This window comes from Sphingobacterium nematocida, from assembly GCF_900168125.1.
GTDB classification, from domain to species: Bacteria; Bacteroidota; Bacteroidia; order Sphingobacteriales; family Sphingobacteriaceae; genus Sphingobacterium; species Sphingobacterium nematocida.
In genome coordinates this window covers 130,373-146,833 of record NZ_FUZF01000002.1, presented here as the reverse complement: position 1 = coordinate 146,833, position 16,461 = coordinate 130,373, and the positions used below count along the sequence as shown (strand labels likewise).

The following is a 16,461-nucleotide window of genomic DNA, read 5'->3' as shown; positions in this document are numbered from 1 at the left end:
AAGAATTTTCTATTAGGCATTGGCGAATACAAAGCATTTTATCTAAGTTTGCAGTATGATCACTGCAATTGCAAATGCTATTTTTCAACGTGTAATCAATGATTATCACGTTTATGATGAGATTGACCATCCTATTGAGAATCCTTACGAGTCGAGCTCTTTGGAACACCTTCTGTATTTGAAATGTTGGATAGATACAGCGCAATGGCATATGGAAGACGTGGTAAGAAATCCAGAGATCGATCCAAAAGAAGGATTATATTGGAAAAGACGAATTGACAAACAAAATCAAGTACGTACTGATACCGTAGAGTATATTGATAGCTACTACTTAACAAAATATGCGGATACAAAACCCGCCACCAATGCTCGTATCAATACCGAAAGTCCGGCTTGGGCGATTGATCGGCTTTCTATCTTGGCGTTAAAAATCTTTCACATGCAACAGGAGACATTACGTACTGACGTGGAGCAAGATCATATCGATGCCTGCCAACAAAAGCTCGATGTACTTTTGGAGCAACGCACCGACTTATCAAAAAGTATAGATGAATTATTGGAGGATATTGAGGCTGGACAGAAATATATGAAAGCTTATAAACAAATGAAGATGTACAACGATCCTTCGTTAAATCCTGTTCTATACGGCAGTCAAAAATAAAACTTAACATGAAGCGTATTATAGTTACTCGTTTTTCAGCAATGGGTGATGTGGCTATGGTCGCTTCAGTTATCGCTGAATTTCAGGCGCAGCATACGGACACCGAAATCATCCTGGTATCACGAAAATTATTCAGCGCCTTTTTCGAGCGTATTCCTAGATTAATCTTCCATCCTATTGATCCTAAAACTCAGCACAAAGGGCTAGCTGGATTGTTTCGACTATATAAAGAACTAAAAGAATATAAGCCTGACTTTGTCGCTGACTTGCATAACAATATCCGGTCCCGAATCTTAGCGCTGCTATTCAGTTTTACAGGTTATGAGCTCGGAACCTTGGATAAAGGACGCTCTGAAAAGAAAGCCTTAACACGGCAACACAATAAAATAAAGCGGCAGTTGAGACTCACCACGGAGCGCTATGCGGATGTTTTTAGAAATCTCGGGTTTGATCTCACCTTAAGTCATCAAATGCAGAAGATGGATCGTCCTCTTCCAGCGTCTCTCTTAGACAACTTTTCAATACCGACAAAAAAAATCGGCATTGCTCCTTTTGCGCAACATAGCTACAAAGTATTTCCTTTACCGAAAATGGAATCACTCATCAAGTATCTATCTGAAAATGATTACAGCATCTATATTTTTGGTGGGGGGAGACAAGAACAGGGAATCGCTGAATCTTGGGCAAAAAAGTATACGAATGTAAGAAGCACTATTGGACAATTCAGCGTAACTCAAGAGTTGGATATCATATCACATCTCGACATCATGATAAGTATGGATAGTTCCGGAATGCACATGGCATCTTTAGTGGGCACCAGATGCCTCTCTCTTTGGGGTTCCACACATCCATTTGCTGGATTTCTAGGCTATGGTCAAAGTTACTCGGATATTATACAGGTAGAACATCCGAATCGCCCCAGTTCGGTATACGGCAATAAACCCTGTGATTGTGACGGTACGGAAGCAATAGACCTCATAACGGCAGATATGATTGTAGATAAATTAAATTCTATTATGAAAACTAGTTGCTAGAAAGCTCTCTAATACCAGACTCACAACACACCAACTTATCTTTTCGCACACGCACTAACTCCTGATCATGCTCATGTTCATTTACTCGAGAAGACAACGGGTGATATATATGATATTGAACACATCGTAATTTAACACTCTTTTTTAACAATCCGAAGTTGACAAATCTAAGCGCTAATTCTTCGTCCTCATGTCCCCAACCAGTTAAGGCATTGTTATACCCATTGATGGCCAAAACATCATGTTTCCAATAGGCAAGATTACATCCTCTAACATTTTTCCCTGACATTTTTTTGCGTATCATAAGAAATGCTAAGAAAGAAACTCGTAAGGCATTAAATCTATTTTGTATACCTCTCGAATAGAACTTGAGAGAAATCTCCTTATTTTTAAATAAACGTTCTAACGAATCTTTGTGTATATGTGCCCTTGTTCCTCTGATGAAACAACCTTTTTCTCGAACAAAAAGATGGTCCTTTATAAAATTTCTATCTAAAATAATATCCCCATCTATCTGAATGATATAGTCAGATTCGATCATTGAAATTGCTTTATTCAAAATGATCGTCTTCCTAAATCCTACGTCTTCATGCCAAACATGCTTAACATTCACTATTCCCAAGTTAACAAAAGATTCAATCACATCTTTCGTACTATCCGTAGATCCGTCATCAGCAATCAAGACCTCGTCAGGCAAAATGGTTTGCTGTATAACGCTCTTAAGACAGAGCTCTAATGCCTCGGGCCAATTATAGGTAGAAATCAGTAAAGCACATTTTTCCATAAAATTAACAACCTAACTAAGGAGATTCAATTTAAATAATCATCAAATATACGGCTATAATCTAAAATTAATACATTTTGAAAATCAACAATTAAACAAACTAATGTAACATCTAATAAGCTTGAAAAATTGCTAGGAGTACCGAAAAAGCGTACCTTTGCTAAAATAAAAACAGAAACTTATGGTGAGCGAAATAAAACCTTCTTGCATTTCGGCTTAAATTAAAACTAAAACAATGAATACAATTAAGCCATTAGCATTTTATTTACCCCAATTTCACCCCATTCCTGAAAACGATCAATGGTGGCAAAAAGGTTTTACGGAATGGACTAACGTAGGTAAAGCAAAACCTCTTTTCAAAGGGCATAATCAACCCTTGCTTCCTAAAGATTTAGGTTATTATGATTTACGAGTACCAGAGGTAAGAAGGCAACAAGCGCAGATGGCTAAGGAATATGGTGTTCATGGTTTTGTGTACTATCATTACTGGTTCGGAAATGGAAAGCAAGTATTAGAACGCGTTGCAGCAGAAGTGTTAAGCTCACAAGAGCCTGATTTTCCATTTTGTTTTTGCTGGGCCAATGAAACTTGGTCGGGCATTTGGCATGGATTGAACAATCGCATTCTTGTCGAACAAACTTATCCAGGAACTAAAGACATACAACAACACTTTGATTACTTGCTTCCATTTTTCAAAGATGAACGATATATCAAAGTCGACAACAAACCTGTTTTTATAATTTACAACTCTACCCATCTACACGAGAATAGCGATGGATATTTGCACAATCTCCAAGAACTAGCTATACAAGCTGGATTTAAAGGGTTGTATTTAATTTCAAGTCACCTAAATAAAGAAGATGCCACTAAGTTTAGCAAACTAGGTTATGATGGAAAGATTTCTTATGCTTTTCATAAAGCATGGTATAATTCAAAAAATGTAAATCACACTTTTTTAAATCGCCAAATCAAAAAATACCGCAAGTATATCACAAAAAAAGAACATCATATTCTACGTATACAAGATAGCAATGAAATTGTTGACTCCATGTGTTTTGAGCCCACGGATGTACATACATATCCTCAAATATTACCAAACTGGGATAACACCCCTCGAAGTGGAAAAAGGGGATCCATCATTATAAATTCTACTGCCGAAAACTTTGAGAAACAAATCAAAAAGTCGTTGGATTTTATAAGTTCTCAAACTCTACCAGAAAATTTCTTATTCATAAAATCATGGAATGAATGGGCCGAAGGGAATATTTTAGAACCTGACATGACCAACGGTTATTTGTTCTTGGAATCCTTAAAAAAATCGATAATAAACAAAAGATAGTTTAAATCTTCCAAGAATTCTTATGCAGTAAAAGCTCTCCAAGTAGACGGATCATCTGCAATAATATTACAAAAAAATAACCTAATGAGTAAAAAGTGTTCATTGATAATTTCTACTTATAATTGGCCAGAGGCCTTGAACCTTTGTCTACAAAGCGTCCTAGAACAAACAGTATTACCTGATGAAATCATTATTGCAGACGATGGTTCAAAACCAGAAACTCGAGATTTAATAAACTATTTTATATCTAGAAGCAGTATACCAATTCAACATATATGGCATGAAGATCGTGGCTTCAGGTTAGCTAGTATAAGAAATAAAAGCTTTGCCCGCACAACAGGAGATTATATTATTCAAATAGATGGAGATATTATTTTACATAGAGATTTTGTGAAGGACCATTTATTATTTGCTAGAACAGGCTATCTACTTCAAGGATCTCGAGTAATGCTAGGTCAGACTTACTCACAAAGACTATTAAGTAATTCTTCAGTAAAAATCAATATATATAATCTAGATATAAAGCGAAGAGAAAATGGTTTTCGTCTACTACCTATAGCGAAATATTTAATTAATAAATACCGAAACAGATATCCTGTCTATTTTGCACGAGGTGCTAATATGTCTTTCTGGAAAAAGGACTTATTAGCAGTGAATGGGTATGACGAGATGTTCGAAGGATGGGGACATGAGGACAGTGACTTAACGCTAAGATTAATGAATAATGGAATCAAAAAATCGGTCATTAAGTTTGCAGCGATAGCTTACCATATATATCACCCCGAAAGGAAATCCTTAGAAATTGAATCAAAAAACAAATTGATTTTGGAACAAACTTTGCTTTCCAAAACAACTTGGACAAAAGTCGGGTTAGATCAACATCTAGATTAGTGTAATGAAAAATTGTGAACTGTTTAAAGTAAGTCTATTAATCTCTACCTACAACTGGCCTAGTGCTTTGGAAAAATGCTTAATGAGTGCACTTCTTCAAACCAGGTTACCAGACGAGATTATTATCGCAGACGATGGATCAAAACCAGAAACTTTAGATCTAATAAACAAATTAAAAAAAACAACTACTATTCCAATAGTCCACGTTTGGCACCCGGATCAAGGATTCCAATTAGCGACGATTAGGAATAAAGCTATTTCTAAAGCCTTATATGATTATATCGTTCAAATAGACGGAGATATAATAATAGAAAAGCATTTTCTTGAAGATCACATACGCTTAGCACAACCAAATGCTTTCGTATGTGGAAGTAGAGTGTGGTTATCCCAAGAGCAAAGTTTGGAAATCTTACAATCTGATTCAATACCGCGATTCGATTACATTAAATTTCCATTGAAGACTATATTAAATAGTATCCGTATAAAACTTTTATCACAGATCCTTGCAGATAGGTACAAAAAAAATAAACCTATAGCCCTAAGAGGCTGTAATATGGCCTTTTGGAAATCAGATTTGATTTCAGTAAATGGTTATGACCAAGATATTCAAGGATGGGGAAGTGAAGATGCAGAGTTGGCGATGAGATTAATAAATTCCGGAGTTAAGAAACGCTTTATTAAATTCTCAGGTATTGCATATCATTTATTCCATTCCGAAAACGACAAATCTCTCCTACAGCAAAATCAGCAAGTATTAAAAGATACTATAAGCAATAAAAAAAAATGGGCAATAAATGGAATAATCTCTCAAACTGTAACATCTTCAATAAATAATTTTGAACAAGTGTAACATTTTACTGTGTAATTACGTTAAAAGCTCCAAGGACAATTTTATTCAAATATGATTAAACAATCGGATATAACATTACTTATCTCTACCTATAATTGGCCGCATGCACTTGAACTTATTTTAAAGAGTATACTTGTTCAGAGCATGATGCCTCAAGAAGTTATTATTGCAGATGATGGTTCCTCCGATGAAACAAAACGATTGATCGACCATTATAAACCGATGTTTGGAATCCCCTTAAAACATGTTTGGCACGAAGATCTGGGTTTTAGGAAAAGTCTCATTCTAAACAAAGCTATTCAGCAAAGTTCTGGTGAATATATCATACAAATTGACGGAGATATAGTTCTACACAAACACTTTATAAAAGATCATTTCAAACAAAGAAGAAAAGGATTTTTTATAGCTGGAAGTCGCGCGTCTATTAGCGAAAAAAAATCTAATCAAATTTTAAAAAATGGACAATTCAAATTTTCCTTTTTTACAGGAGGATTGGAAACGAGATTTAATGCGATCCACTTCCCTTATTTGTCTTTCTTCTTTAAAGCCGATCCTTTAAGCTCTTGGAATGTAAAAGGCTGCAATATGGCATTTTGGAAAGTAGATTTTATAAAAATAAATGGTTATTTCAATGACTTCAAAGGCTGGGGTTGGGAGGATTATGAATTAGCCCAACGTCTAATAAACAGTGGCATAAGAAAAAAAAGAGTTAAATGGTCAGCGATAGGATTTCATATCTTTCACCCGCTAAATTCTAGGGGAAATTCTGCTACAAATGAAAAAGTTTATAGGGAATCCCTGAAAGAAAAAATTGTTAAACGTTTTCCTGGATTATCTGAAGTATATAGTATCTGATTTTAAATGAAAATTACGGAATTACGAAAAGGCGTTTCAGTTATTATTTGTTCATTCAACGGCGCTGATAAGTTACCGACTACACTTCAACACTTAATAAATCAACGAACTAATAATAACATCAATTGGGAAGTAATTTTCATAGATAATAACTCGATCGATGGATCTTTGAAAGTTGTAGAAGAGTATTGGAAAGACCAAGATTCTAAAGTTCCTATCAGGTTGCTAAACGAATCAACTCCAGGAAAATATTATGCACTTACAAGAGGTATAAACGAAGCAAAATACACTTATTTTATTGTCTGTGATGACGATAATTGGCTTTCAGAAGATTATATTGAACGAGCTTATCGTTCATTAGAAGAAAACCCATGTATCGGCGCGTTAGGAGGGAGATCTATTGCGGTACTTGAAAACAGAGACAGCGAAATTCCGCTATGGCTCACAAAGGATCAGGAGAGATACGCTCTTGGTGTACAAGGGGAAAAAAGTGGAAACATTACCTATCGAAAGTTTATTTGGGGAGCTGGCATGGTATCTCATGTGACTTTGTATAGGAATTTTTACGCTCTCTACCCTTCTTTATTTATTAAAGATACTCAGAACAAAAGTCATTTTATTGCTGAAGATACTGAGTATTGTTTACGCTTAATTTTAAGAGGGTATCATCTTTTCTATGATAAAGATTTAATTCTTCAACATTTTGTCCCTAATGATAGACTAACAGAAGACTACAATATTAAATTAAACAAAAGAATTGAGGAATCGTTTGACATTATAGACAAATATATCCAATCTGCTAAAATCTTTGGAAGTGTATCTTACTCTAAAGTAAACAGATTAAGATTAAAGATACTCACTCCTATTCGTTTGTTCTTAGCAAAAAACAAAAAAAGCAAAATAAAACACAATACTTTATTTCAGCTTCTTTTCAATTCTCCAACAGATATCGAGTTAAAAAAAATATTAAACTTTATTTCTGATAACAGGCTCCCTCGTATTAGAAAATAACACTCGGATTAAACAACAATTTACAATTCGGTTAATTTATCGTCCTATACCATCATGTACTAGTTATTTCGTCTTCTTTTCAATAGGTAGAACAACTTACGGTACCAGACGTTATAATATTTGTACTTATATTTTTGAACTTCTTCCTGTCCATAAAACAACTTCCCTATTCCTAAACCATATTTAGCGTAAATATCATAGTTCTTATTATAGATGTAAAGAATTGCTTTTTCAGAAATATTCTTTTTCTTGTTTAGATCCGTCATAGAGTTTTCGGTATTTCGTCGACGATAGAAAAATAACGGCTGCTCAATATATTCAACATTTGGAAATTTATCGAGCAGTCTTATCCATAAGTCCCAGTCCTCACAAAAATTTAAACCTTCGTCATACATACCTATTTCACGGAAATAGACACTTTTAATCATAGCGGTAGCGGTAATACAGTTCTGAGTTAAAAGACGCTCATAAGAAAAAGAAGGTAAATCGAATAATTCATTTACTCGTTCAAATAGCATGGTTTGTGTATAAACCACAGACAACGCATCATTATGTAAGAAGGCCTTAACACAGAACTCAACGTAGGTCTTATCAATCAAATCATCAGCGTCTAAGAAAACAACATATTCCCCTTTACTGCGAACAAACCCATAGTTTCGTGTAGCAGGTAATCCACCATTGTTTTTAGAGTAAAGAGAGAAATTAGCTCTATTGACAATAAATTCTTTTACCAAATCTACGGTTCTATCAGTAGATCCATCATTGACAATGATAACTTCAACTGTCGAATAAGTTTGCTCAACAACAGAATTAAGCGTCTCTATTATTGTTGATTCAACATTATATGCCGGTACAATGATACTTACCAATTTATTCATTTTCTCCATTAGTTATTTTTGATTCTAGCCATTCGGTAAAACCATACTTTCGCACAATACTTTCAGGTAATTTTTGATACGGTATCTTCAAAAACGCTGCGATTTCACCATGATTCTCCTTCGTAAGCACAAATATATTATTGGGATTATAAAAATCCGCGTTAATTACTGCATCATTTGTGGTAATCACCTTCTTCTCAAATTGAATACTTTCCATTAATCTAAATGACCACCCGCTGTGCTCAGACAGCACCAAGTCTATTATGACCGCAGAATTTGCGACAATCGTCAGTTGTTCATCGTAAGAAATCGTAGATTGCGTAATTTCCATCTCTTCCTTAACATAGCTCGGAAGCTTCTCTAAATCTTCCAAACGACAGAATACAATAAATTTTATAGATTTAAAAATTCCCTTAAGCGTTTTGTGAATTAATACGACGTCTTCTATTCTACTTTCATGGTAAAAACTAACGTAATAAACATCATAATATATACCCACGGAATTGTTATTCAAAGTAGCTCCTGGATAATCAATATAAAAATTAGTCGAATACTTCCAATTATTGCTAAATGCTTTTTTTAAATCAGCCTCATCAAATACATAGAAATCATCAAATAAATTGGCATATTCTAGGATGCTCTTATCTCTATCAATGCCATCAAAATGAAAACTAAAAAAATTGCTAACTTTCGGACGTATTGTTTCAATTAAATCCATTGAAAAAAAATCAGCACGTATCACCAAGGCATTATCAAAGTGTTGACATGTATTTAATATTTCAAATTGTCTCTTTATAACATAGTCATCATACAATTTCTTTTTGTAGTTATCTTTTAAAAATAACTTGTGAAACGCATTAGAAATCCGATCAAAGAAAGATTGATATTTAAAGGAATATCCACTATCCTCGATATGGACAACTTCAAACCCCATGTGCTCAAGATTTTTCACAATCAACTTGTACAAGTTAAAACTGCTTGGCGCTAACAAAAGGAACCTCTTCTTCTTTCTGTTTGTGGTACAATTATTCTTTTTTATCACACTAAAATTCTAAAACTAGTATTTGCCTGTCAAAAAACCTAAGAAAACAAGATCCTCACTATTCATAATGATGTTTAAAAACAAAATATAAACAGTAAATTTGAGACAAATTATGTCAATGAAATTATCAATTATCACAGTTAATCTGAACGATAAAAAAGGACTAGATGCTACAATAACTTCTGTTATAAATCAAACTTTTCAACAGTTTGAGTATATAGTCGTTGATGGTCTTTCCAACGATGGCAGCCTATCTCTACTGGAATCGTGTTCGCGCATCAATAATTGGATTTCTGAAAAAGATAAGGGTGTTTATGATGCGATGAATAAGGGTATAAATATGGCTAGTGGAGAATATCTTTTATTTTTAAACAGCGGTGATTTTTTAAACACAGAACACACGTTGAAAAATATTGTGCCCCATTTATTGAATACGGATATAATATATGGTGATTTAATATTCGATGACCAAAAGCATCCTCATGTATATCGTTACCCAGATAAACTCACTGTCGAATTTCTTTTTGAAGCCTCGCTTGGTCATCCAGCTACTTTTATACGGCGTGATCTTTTTAAACAAGTTGGAAATTATGACACGAACTACAAAATAATATCAGATTGGGTCTTCTTCCTCAGATGTATACTTAAAGAATGTGCAACAACTAAGCACATCGATCAAATTATATCTGTTTTCGACACGAATGGAATGAGTTCAGACCCCAACAACAGTAACAAAATCACAAATGAAAGATTTCATTTTTTGAGTAATGAATTTCCCCTATTTTATGAAGAACATTTGACACATAAAGCAAACAAACAAGCTCTTACTAGGATTAAATCTTCAAAAGGATTCCGTCTATTGAAAAAGCTAGGTGTAAAGAAATTTCAGTAAACTCCGATATTTTTAACTGACTTGAAGTAGGTTCTAAAGTAAACTCTTGTAAACGTCTAAAGTTTTATTAACACAAGACTTCATCGAATAGTTCTGCAGCATCGCCTTCCCGGCCTTTACCAGTTGATTCCTAAACGCTTGGCTACCCAACAATAATTCCATCTGCTCCATCAACGACTCCACAGAAAGGGGATCAAAATAGGCCGCAGCCTCAGCTGCGACTTCTGGAAAACAACTTGCCTTGCTCAACAACACCGGACATTCATTCTTATATGCTTCCAAAATAGGTAAACCAAAACCTTCATACAAAGAGGGATAAATAAAAAACAACGCATTCTTATACAAGGTATTCAGTTGATCATCATTAGCGGAAAGTATTAAAATCTTATCCTGCACATTATTCCTAAATAAAAGCTCTTGTTCGGCCATACCAAACGGACTTCCAGTAACGACTAACTTTAGATCATCATACCTTGACGAAATAACAGAAAAAGCCTGAACCAACAGTTCAAAGTTTTTGTACCCGTATCTACCACCGACATACAAGATATAGTTTTGAGGGAGATCAGCTATATTTTGATAATACAACGAAGATTCCAGATCTATACCATGATGCACGACCGTTATTTTCGAATCATCTAAAGGATAATATTTCAAAATATCCTCTTTAGTCCGCTGAGAAACGGCAATGATGTGATCTGCTCTTTCAATATGTAGACGCTTATAATATGCTATAGGCTCGTCAGGTGAAAATAAATGAGGAAAATTTTCGTAGATCATGTCATGAATAGTAATAATCATGGGTTTCTTGATCCGATCGACAAAATAAGGATCATAATAGGTCGGATGAAAGACATCAATGTCCGCTTTTTCGAGCAAGTCGAAGGTAATACGTTGATTTTTCCTTAATACCTTGTGCATTTTGCTGGGGTATTTTTTCAACTTCTCTAGTAACGAAAACTCCTTCAGATAAGACTTTGGCAGGTAGTGATTTTTATTACCTACAACTTCCAAATTAGCAGAGAAACCTGCAGTCATCTCTACTCCGGTTATTAGGTCCACAAAATACCGGGATATTCCATCAAACTTTTGAGCTACAAAAATCTGATAATCAAACAAAATATTCATTCCAAGAAATTATACGACTGATCTACTCAATAAGGAGGTAAAGATAAGCAATACAAATAACTTAGAACTTATTTAACTTCCCTACCACGCACCAAATATCATCTTCCTTATGCCTAATAGGAAATCGGAAGGCTCAACACAGGCTATATATCCTTCATAGCTTTTCTGATGGGGAGAAATTGGGTAGTTCCCTTGCCTAAAAAACCTCAAAGGTTAGAAAGATCTATAAAAAAAATGTTTTATAGGGAATAATAACTATATTTGGTAGAATAGCTTTAAACTATGAAATTTCCATTACCAGCCATACTATTATTTTTCGCGATATCGCTGGTGTCCTGTCAAAAGGATGGGGAAGAAATCTCGATTGACGAACAAGCCTGGAATACAGACCCCGCAAATAGAGACAGTATTTCATTTACGTTAAACAACAGAACCTACAGCTCCAATGAAATGAACGGTTTTGGTTTTTCGAACAAACAAATCAATATCAAACCTCACTCTTCTGCAATCAAGAATCGAGAGACTGCCTATGCAACGGGAGGATATTGGTGGTATGGAGAAAATGACTCTTTATTATTCGAACAAACATTTTCATTCAAATCGCCCGAGTTTTCTAACATATCATTTGGCTTTAGCAAAAAGTACGACAAGAACAACCTTCTTCAAAAAACCGCTTTACTAGCTCCAAAGAACAACGATTCGACTTTTTTCGTAGGTCCCGCTCAATTTGCTACGGACAATAATCTTGAAAATACAACAGAGGGAGTCAGTCTCGAACTATACCCACTACAGACAGGAAAAGTATTGACCACATCTATACCTGCGTATTCCATACTCCTACGTTCGAAGCTTAAAAATCAACTACAAGACGACTCCTACTTTCATATTATAAAAATCGATACTTTGCAACATGACGTATTGTGTATCGAGGCTCGCTTTGAATTGAACGTATACAATGAGAACGAAACTCCGTATCGATTAAAAGACGGCTTTATTCGATTTAAGACAAAAAGCCGCTATCTCAAGTAAAATCCGACTGGACTTACCCCACCAATTTTCTTAGCAACTGCTTCTTAATAGAGAATTTTCGGTATTTAAATTCACCTGTCCGCAAACCGATTACTGCGCCAAAATCCATTTTCTCATTACTATCTCCGGTTGGGAATATGCTTGATCGATAGACGTTCGATGTTACAATAGCTTTTGGAAAAACGTTAAAGTTAACCCCGTCTTTAGAGAAAGCTAGATATAACTCTTCTGAAGTATATCTTTTCACATCGCCTACTGCCAACGTAAGAAAATAATACCCATCTCTATAACAAGCATGCAAATGCCATGGAGAATAGTTCTTATCTCCAGAAGTCCAAGGCTTATTCACAAAATGTACGATCTTACTCTCTTTAAAATCTGTAAAGTCAAGGCCATTTTTAGAAATCCGCTGTAACACGAAAGACCCATCATTTTCTTTATACCCCTCCTTGCCGGTATTAAAATCCACTTCATAGGAAATTATATTGTCTCCTACCTGTACAAAAGAAGGTGACAAAACATGATTGTCAAACAACGTCGTTGGGTAATTACTTGTAAAAGCAATCTCTACAGGACTCCACTTTATCCCATCTACGGAGGTCTGCCTTATAATATTACGCCCAGCACTCTTTCCACTCAGTTTTCTCGTATTATTAGAACTGTTACTACAAATCCGCTCAAGACTCTTTTGAGACACACCATTACCGCGGTAATAAAGCTCAAAGATCCCGTTATGATATATCCAATCAACATCAGACCAATATCCTTGACGCCGATTTTGAGAATCATCTAATTCACCGTCCTCTTTCATAGGAGGGCGCTGTATAGGGTTCATCAAACCGAAAGGAACAGTCCAGTGAAGCGCGTCATTGGATACTACAACTGTCGGATTCTCATACAAAATAGCATTGCCACTACTCCCGACCTGCCCAAAGTAGGGCGTAAAGACCATCCAATATTTATAACCGTAGAGTCCATTTGCAAAGTATTCGACATCCGGATGACAGTAACTATACCTCTTGCCCGATATATCTTTAATAAGCCCGAAATCATTTCCTCCCCAATAATTACCATTGGCCTCTACAGCAATATCCATACTTCCCAAATCCTTAAAGATATGAGAAGAAACAATCTCTTGCCCCTCTCCCATACTCTCTTCCACCACTGGTGGTTTTACTTCTGTTTCTTCTTTCGAACAGGCCGTCCAAAATAGACAAAGCACTAGAAAACAACGGTATCTTCTTAAACGCATCTTACTTAGGTTAATCGAATTCGTCTTACCATGCTATTGCCAAGAGACAACGCTGAGCAAGCCGATACTTTATAGCACAAATTATGTATATTTCTCCCGTTAAAAAAAATCTAAATGGATGAGGAAAGCTACAAAATCCGTTTTTATATTTCAACGCAATTATATTGCGTATAAACGCGAATTTATGTAGGTTTATTTAAAAAAACAAAAGTAAAATGACTGCTAAAACACTTTATATAATCCGCCATGCGAAAGCAGAACCACCAACCTGGGACAAAAGGGATTTTGACCGTAACATTATAACAAAAGGTATCCAACGCGCAACAGAAATTGCCGCGCACCTGAAAACCCTCCTTTCAATCAATGAAAATACGGCAGTATACTCTTCTTCTGCCAATCGCGCTATTCAAACAGCAGAGATCTTCTGTAAGACATTAAGCTTCCCAATAGAAGATATACAACAGACCCGAGAAATTTATGAAGCACAGCATCTTGATATCCTTCGTGTGATAAACCAAACGGCTGACCACGTTGATACCCTATTTGTATTCGGACACAATCCGGGTCTCTCCAATTTAACCAATTACATTTGTGACAGTTATATAGATCTAAAGACTTCACATGTAGCTGTAATAAAACTAGAAGAAGGTATTGACTTTGCGAGCTTGTCAGGAAGTACCGGAGCGCTACTTCAAATCATTCAAGAACAATAAAACACCCACTCTTTCACGAAATAATATTTCAATAAAAACACAAACCTACCCTTACATAAACTTTTGTGTATTTTCGCTATATGGCAAATAAACTCCAACACGAGAGCTCTCCCTACCTAAAGCAACACATGCACAACCCAGTGCACTGGATGCCTTGGGGTGAAGAAGCGTTAGCAAAGGCAAAAAAGGAAAATAAGTTAATCATTATCAGTATTGGATACTCGGCATGCCATTGGTGCCATGTCATGGAACGTGAAAGTTTCGAAAATGAAGCCATTGCAGAGACGATGAACAAGTTTTATATTTCGATAAAAATAGATCGTGAAGAACGCCCCGACATCGACCAGATATACATGATTGCGGTACAGCTGATGACCAAATCGGGGGGGTGGCCACTTAATGCAATCTGTCTTCCTGATGGGCGCCCCATCTACGGCGGCACCTACTTCAAGCCTCACGATTGGCAAAACATCTTATTGCAGATTGCTCAAATGTGGGAAGAGTCGCCCCAAACAGCGATTAATTATGCCGAAAAGCTAACTGCTGGAATTCAGCAGGCCGAACGGCTTCCTATAGCTGAGATACCCGAACAGTACAGTTTGAAAGATCTAAAGACAATAGTACTCCCTTGGAAAGAACAATTTGATTTCAAATTTGGAGGCTATCGCAGGGCACCAAAATTCCCTTTACCCAATAACTGGGTCTTTCTATTGCGTTATGCTGTATTAACAAAAGATCAGGATCTATTGGATCATGTTCATTTCACATTAAAACAGATCGCTAATGGTGGTATATACGACCACGTTGGAGGAGGATTTTCACGTTATTCCGTAGATGAAAGGTGGCATGTCCCGCATTTTGAGAAAATGCTATATGACAATGGTCAATTGATTTCACTTTATAGTGAAGCGTATCAACAGTCCCCCAACTTATTATACAAAACGGTCGTTGAAGAAACCATCGCTTGGACTATTCGCGAAATGAAGGCTGAAAATGGAGGCTTTTACAGCGCATTAGATGCCGACAGTGAGGGTGTAGAAGGTAAGTTCTATACATTCCAGTCCCAAGAATTCGATCTTTTAGGTGATGATGCTGATCTAGCACGTAACTATTTTAACATTACAGCTGAAGGAAATTGGAGGGAGGAGCAGACAAATATCCCTTACGTAGATAACAACAATGAACACCTCATTCGTGAAGCAGGATTTTCAGCGGATGAATGGGCTGCCTATTTGGCCGAAATTAAAACCAAACTTCTAGCCTATAGAGCTACAAGGGTTCGCCCCGGCTTAGACAACAAACAGCTTACCAGCTGGAATGCGCTGTTATTAAAGGGGCTAGTAGACGCTTACAGGATTTTCGCTACACCATCTTACCTAACGACAGCTACGGGCATCGCCCACTTTATCGTCAAAGAATGCACAATAGAAGGTTCTTTACTACATCAACCCCAAGATAAAAACAGACAAATCCCCGGCTTCCTCGATGATTACGCACTGACAATAGAGGCTTATATTGCATTGTATGAAGCTACATTTGAAGAAGATTGGCTGCATAAAGCAAAAAATTTAGCGGATCGCGCGATTTCTCTATTCTATGAGAGCAAAACGGCTACTTTCTACTATACCTCCAGTGAAGGCGAAGAACTCATCGCACGTAAAAGCGAGATTATGGATAATGTGATCCCTGGCTCATCCTCCAGTATAGTACGTCAACTCTATAAATTGGCTCTACTTTTTGATAAAGATAATTATTCGGCAATAGCGGATCAAGTCTTCGCTAATGTATTTCCACATGTCGCGAGTTATGGATCTGCATACTCTAATTGGGCAATACAATTACTTGAGTTTCATTTCGGGACCAATGAGATTGCGTTAACAGGAGAAAATGCCATAAAATGGCGCAAAGAATTGGATAAGAAGTGCTATATTCCAAATAAAATAATCTTAGGAGGAACAAAATCTACACTTCCTTTGTTAGTAAATAAACAAGAATTGGAATCAAAAGCCTACCTTTGTCGAAGCAAAACCTGTAGTCTTCCTCAACCGTCGATTACACAATTGATTGAATTAATAAATAGTAATGAGGGTTAAAACCTCTTT

16 protein-coding genes are annotated in these 16,461 nt (G+C 36.0%); 11 read left to right on the top strand and 5 right to left on the bottom strand.

From position 1 onward, the window contains the following. Positions 1-55: 55 nt before the first annotated feature. Positions 56-661, top strand: a complete 606-nt coding sequence (locus B5X76_RS02860; RefSeq protein ID WP_079641042.1) for a DUF4254 domain-containing protein — start codon at positions 56-58, stop codon at positions 659-661. 8 nt (positions 662-669) lie between these two features. Then, positions 670-1,695, top strand: a complete 1,026-nt coding sequence (locus B5X76_RS02855) for a glycosyltransferase family 9 protein (RefSeq protein WP_079641040.1) — start codon at positions 670-672, stop codon at positions 1,693-1,695. Here B5X76_RS02855 and B5X76_RS02850 read toward each other — a convergent pair. After that, positions 1,685-2,479, bottom strand: a complete 795-nt coding sequence (locus B5X76_RS02850; RefSeq protein WP_079641038.1) for a glycosyltransferase family 2 protein — start codon at positions 2,477-2,479, stop codon at positions 1,685-1,687. The two genes, B5X76_RS02855 and B5X76_RS02850, sit on opposite strands and share 11 nt — an antisense overlap. A gap of 235 nt (positions 2,480-2,714) precedes the next feature. Here B5X76_RS02850 and B5X76_RS02845 point away from each other — a divergent pair, with 235 nt between their 5' ends. From B5X76_RS02845 to B5X76_RS02825, 5 genes are all read left to right on the top strand, one after another. Continuing rightward, positions 2,715-3,818, top strand: a complete 1,104-nt coding sequence (locus tag B5X76_RS02845; protein WP_079641036.1) for a glycosyltransferase WbsX family protein — start codon at positions 2,715-2,717, stop codon at positions 3,816-3,818. An 84-nt stretch (positions 3,819-3,902) separates the two neighbouring features. Continuing rightward, positions 3,903-4,709: a glycosyltransferase family 2 protein gene (locus B5X76_RS02840; protein WP_079641034.1), complete on the top strand. Its 807-nt coding sequence runs from the start codon at positions 3,903-3,905 to the stop codon at positions 4,707-4,709. A 4-nt stretch (positions 4,710-4,713) separates the two neighbouring features. After that, a complete protein-coding gene (locus B5X76_RS02835) occupies positions 4,714-5,559 on the top strand; it encodes a glycosyltransferase family 2 protein (protein ID WP_079641032.1) in 846 nt (281 codons plus the stop codon). Positions 5,560-5,610: 51 nt separating this feature from the next. Further along, positions 5,611-6,414, top strand: coding sequence for a glycosyltransferase family 2 protein (locus B5X76_RS02830; RefSeq protein WP_079641030.1), 804 nt, complete (start codon positions 5,611-5,613; stop codon positions 6,412-6,414). 6 nt (positions 6,415-6,420) lie between these two features. Continuing rightward, positions 6,421-7,425: a glycosyltransferase gene (locus B5X76_RS02825; RefSeq protein ID WP_079641028.1), complete on the top strand. Its 1,005-nt coding sequence runs from the start codon at positions 6,421-6,423 to the stop codon at positions 7,423-7,425. A gap of 59 nt (positions 7,426-7,484) precedes the next feature. Here B5X76_RS02825 and B5X76_RS02820 read toward each other — a convergent pair whose 3' ends face one another. Together B5X76_RS02820 and B5X76_RS02815 are read right to left on the bottom strand one after the other, a co-directional pair. Beyond that, the gene (locus B5X76_RS02820; protein WP_176140973.1) at positions 7,485-8,303 is read right to left on the bottom strand and encodes a glycosyltransferase family 2 protein; all 819 of its coding nucleotides are present in this window, start codon (positions 8,301-8,303) and stop codon (positions 7,485-7,487) included. Continuing rightward, positions 8,296-9,237 carry a WaaS/CpsH family glycosyltransferase gene (locus B5X76_RS02815; protein ID WP_079641024.1) on the bottom strand — a complete coding sequence of 314 codons (942 nt, stop codon included), beginning with the start codon at positions 9,235-9,237 and terminating at the stop codon, positions 8,296-8,298. The genes B5X76_RS02820 and B5X76_RS02815 overlap by 8 nt, the downstream gene beginning before the upstream one ends. Before the next feature lie 226 nt (positions 9,238-9,463). On the opposite strand from B5X76_RS02815, the gene B5X76_RS02810 reads away from it, so the two are divergent. Beyond that, on the top strand, positions 9,464-10,237 hold the full coding sequence (locus tag B5X76_RS02810; RefSeq protein ID WP_176140972.1) for a glycosyltransferase family 2 protein: 774 nt from the start codon (positions 9,464-9,466) through the stop codon (positions 10,235-10,237). Between the two features lie 33 nt (positions 10,238-10,270). Here the strand turns inward: B5X76_RS02810 and B5X76_RS02805 are convergent, their stop codons facing one another. Next, complete coding sequence (locus B5X76_RS02805) at positions 10,271-11,365, bottom strand: glycosyltransferase family 4 protein (RefSeq protein ID WP_079641020.1); 1,095 nt, start codon at positions 11,363-11,365, stop codon at positions 10,271-10,273. A gap of 282 nt (positions 11,366-11,647) precedes the next feature. Between B5X76_RS02805 and B5X76_RS02800 the strand changes: the two genes are divergently transcribed. Then, entirely contained in the window at positions 11,648-12,394 is a 747-nt protein-coding gene (locus tag B5X76_RS02800; RefSeq protein WP_079641018.1) for a hypothetical protein, read from the top strand. Between the two features lie 13 nt (positions 12,395-12,407). Here the strand turns inward: B5X76_RS02800 and B5X76_RS02795 are convergent, their stop codons facing one another. Further along, on the bottom strand, positions 12,408-13,646 hold the full coding sequence (locus B5X76_RS02795; protein WP_139375185.1) for a hypothetical protein: 1,239 nt from the start codon (positions 13,644-13,646) through the stop codon (positions 12,408-12,410). A gap of 215 nt (positions 13,647-13,861) precedes the next feature. On the opposite strand from B5X76_RS02795, the gene B5X76_RS02790 reads away from it, so the two are divergent. Together B5X76_RS02790 and B5X76_RS02785 are read left to right on the top strand one after the other, a co-directional pair. Beyond that, positions 13,862-14,359 carry a SixA phosphatase family protein gene (locus B5X76_RS02790; RefSeq protein ID WP_079641014.1) on the top strand — a complete coding sequence of 166 codons (498 nt, stop codon included), beginning with the start codon at positions 13,862-13,864 and terminating at the stop codon, positions 14,357-14,359. A gap of 80 nt (positions 14,360-14,439) precedes the next feature. Next, positions 14,440-16,452 (top strand): thioredoxin domain-containing protein, encoded by a 2,013-nt coding sequence (locus B5X76_RS02785; protein ID WP_079641012.1) that lies wholly within the window; start codon positions 14,440-14,442, stop codon positions 16,450-16,452. Positions 16,453-16,461 lie beyond the last annotated feature (9 nt).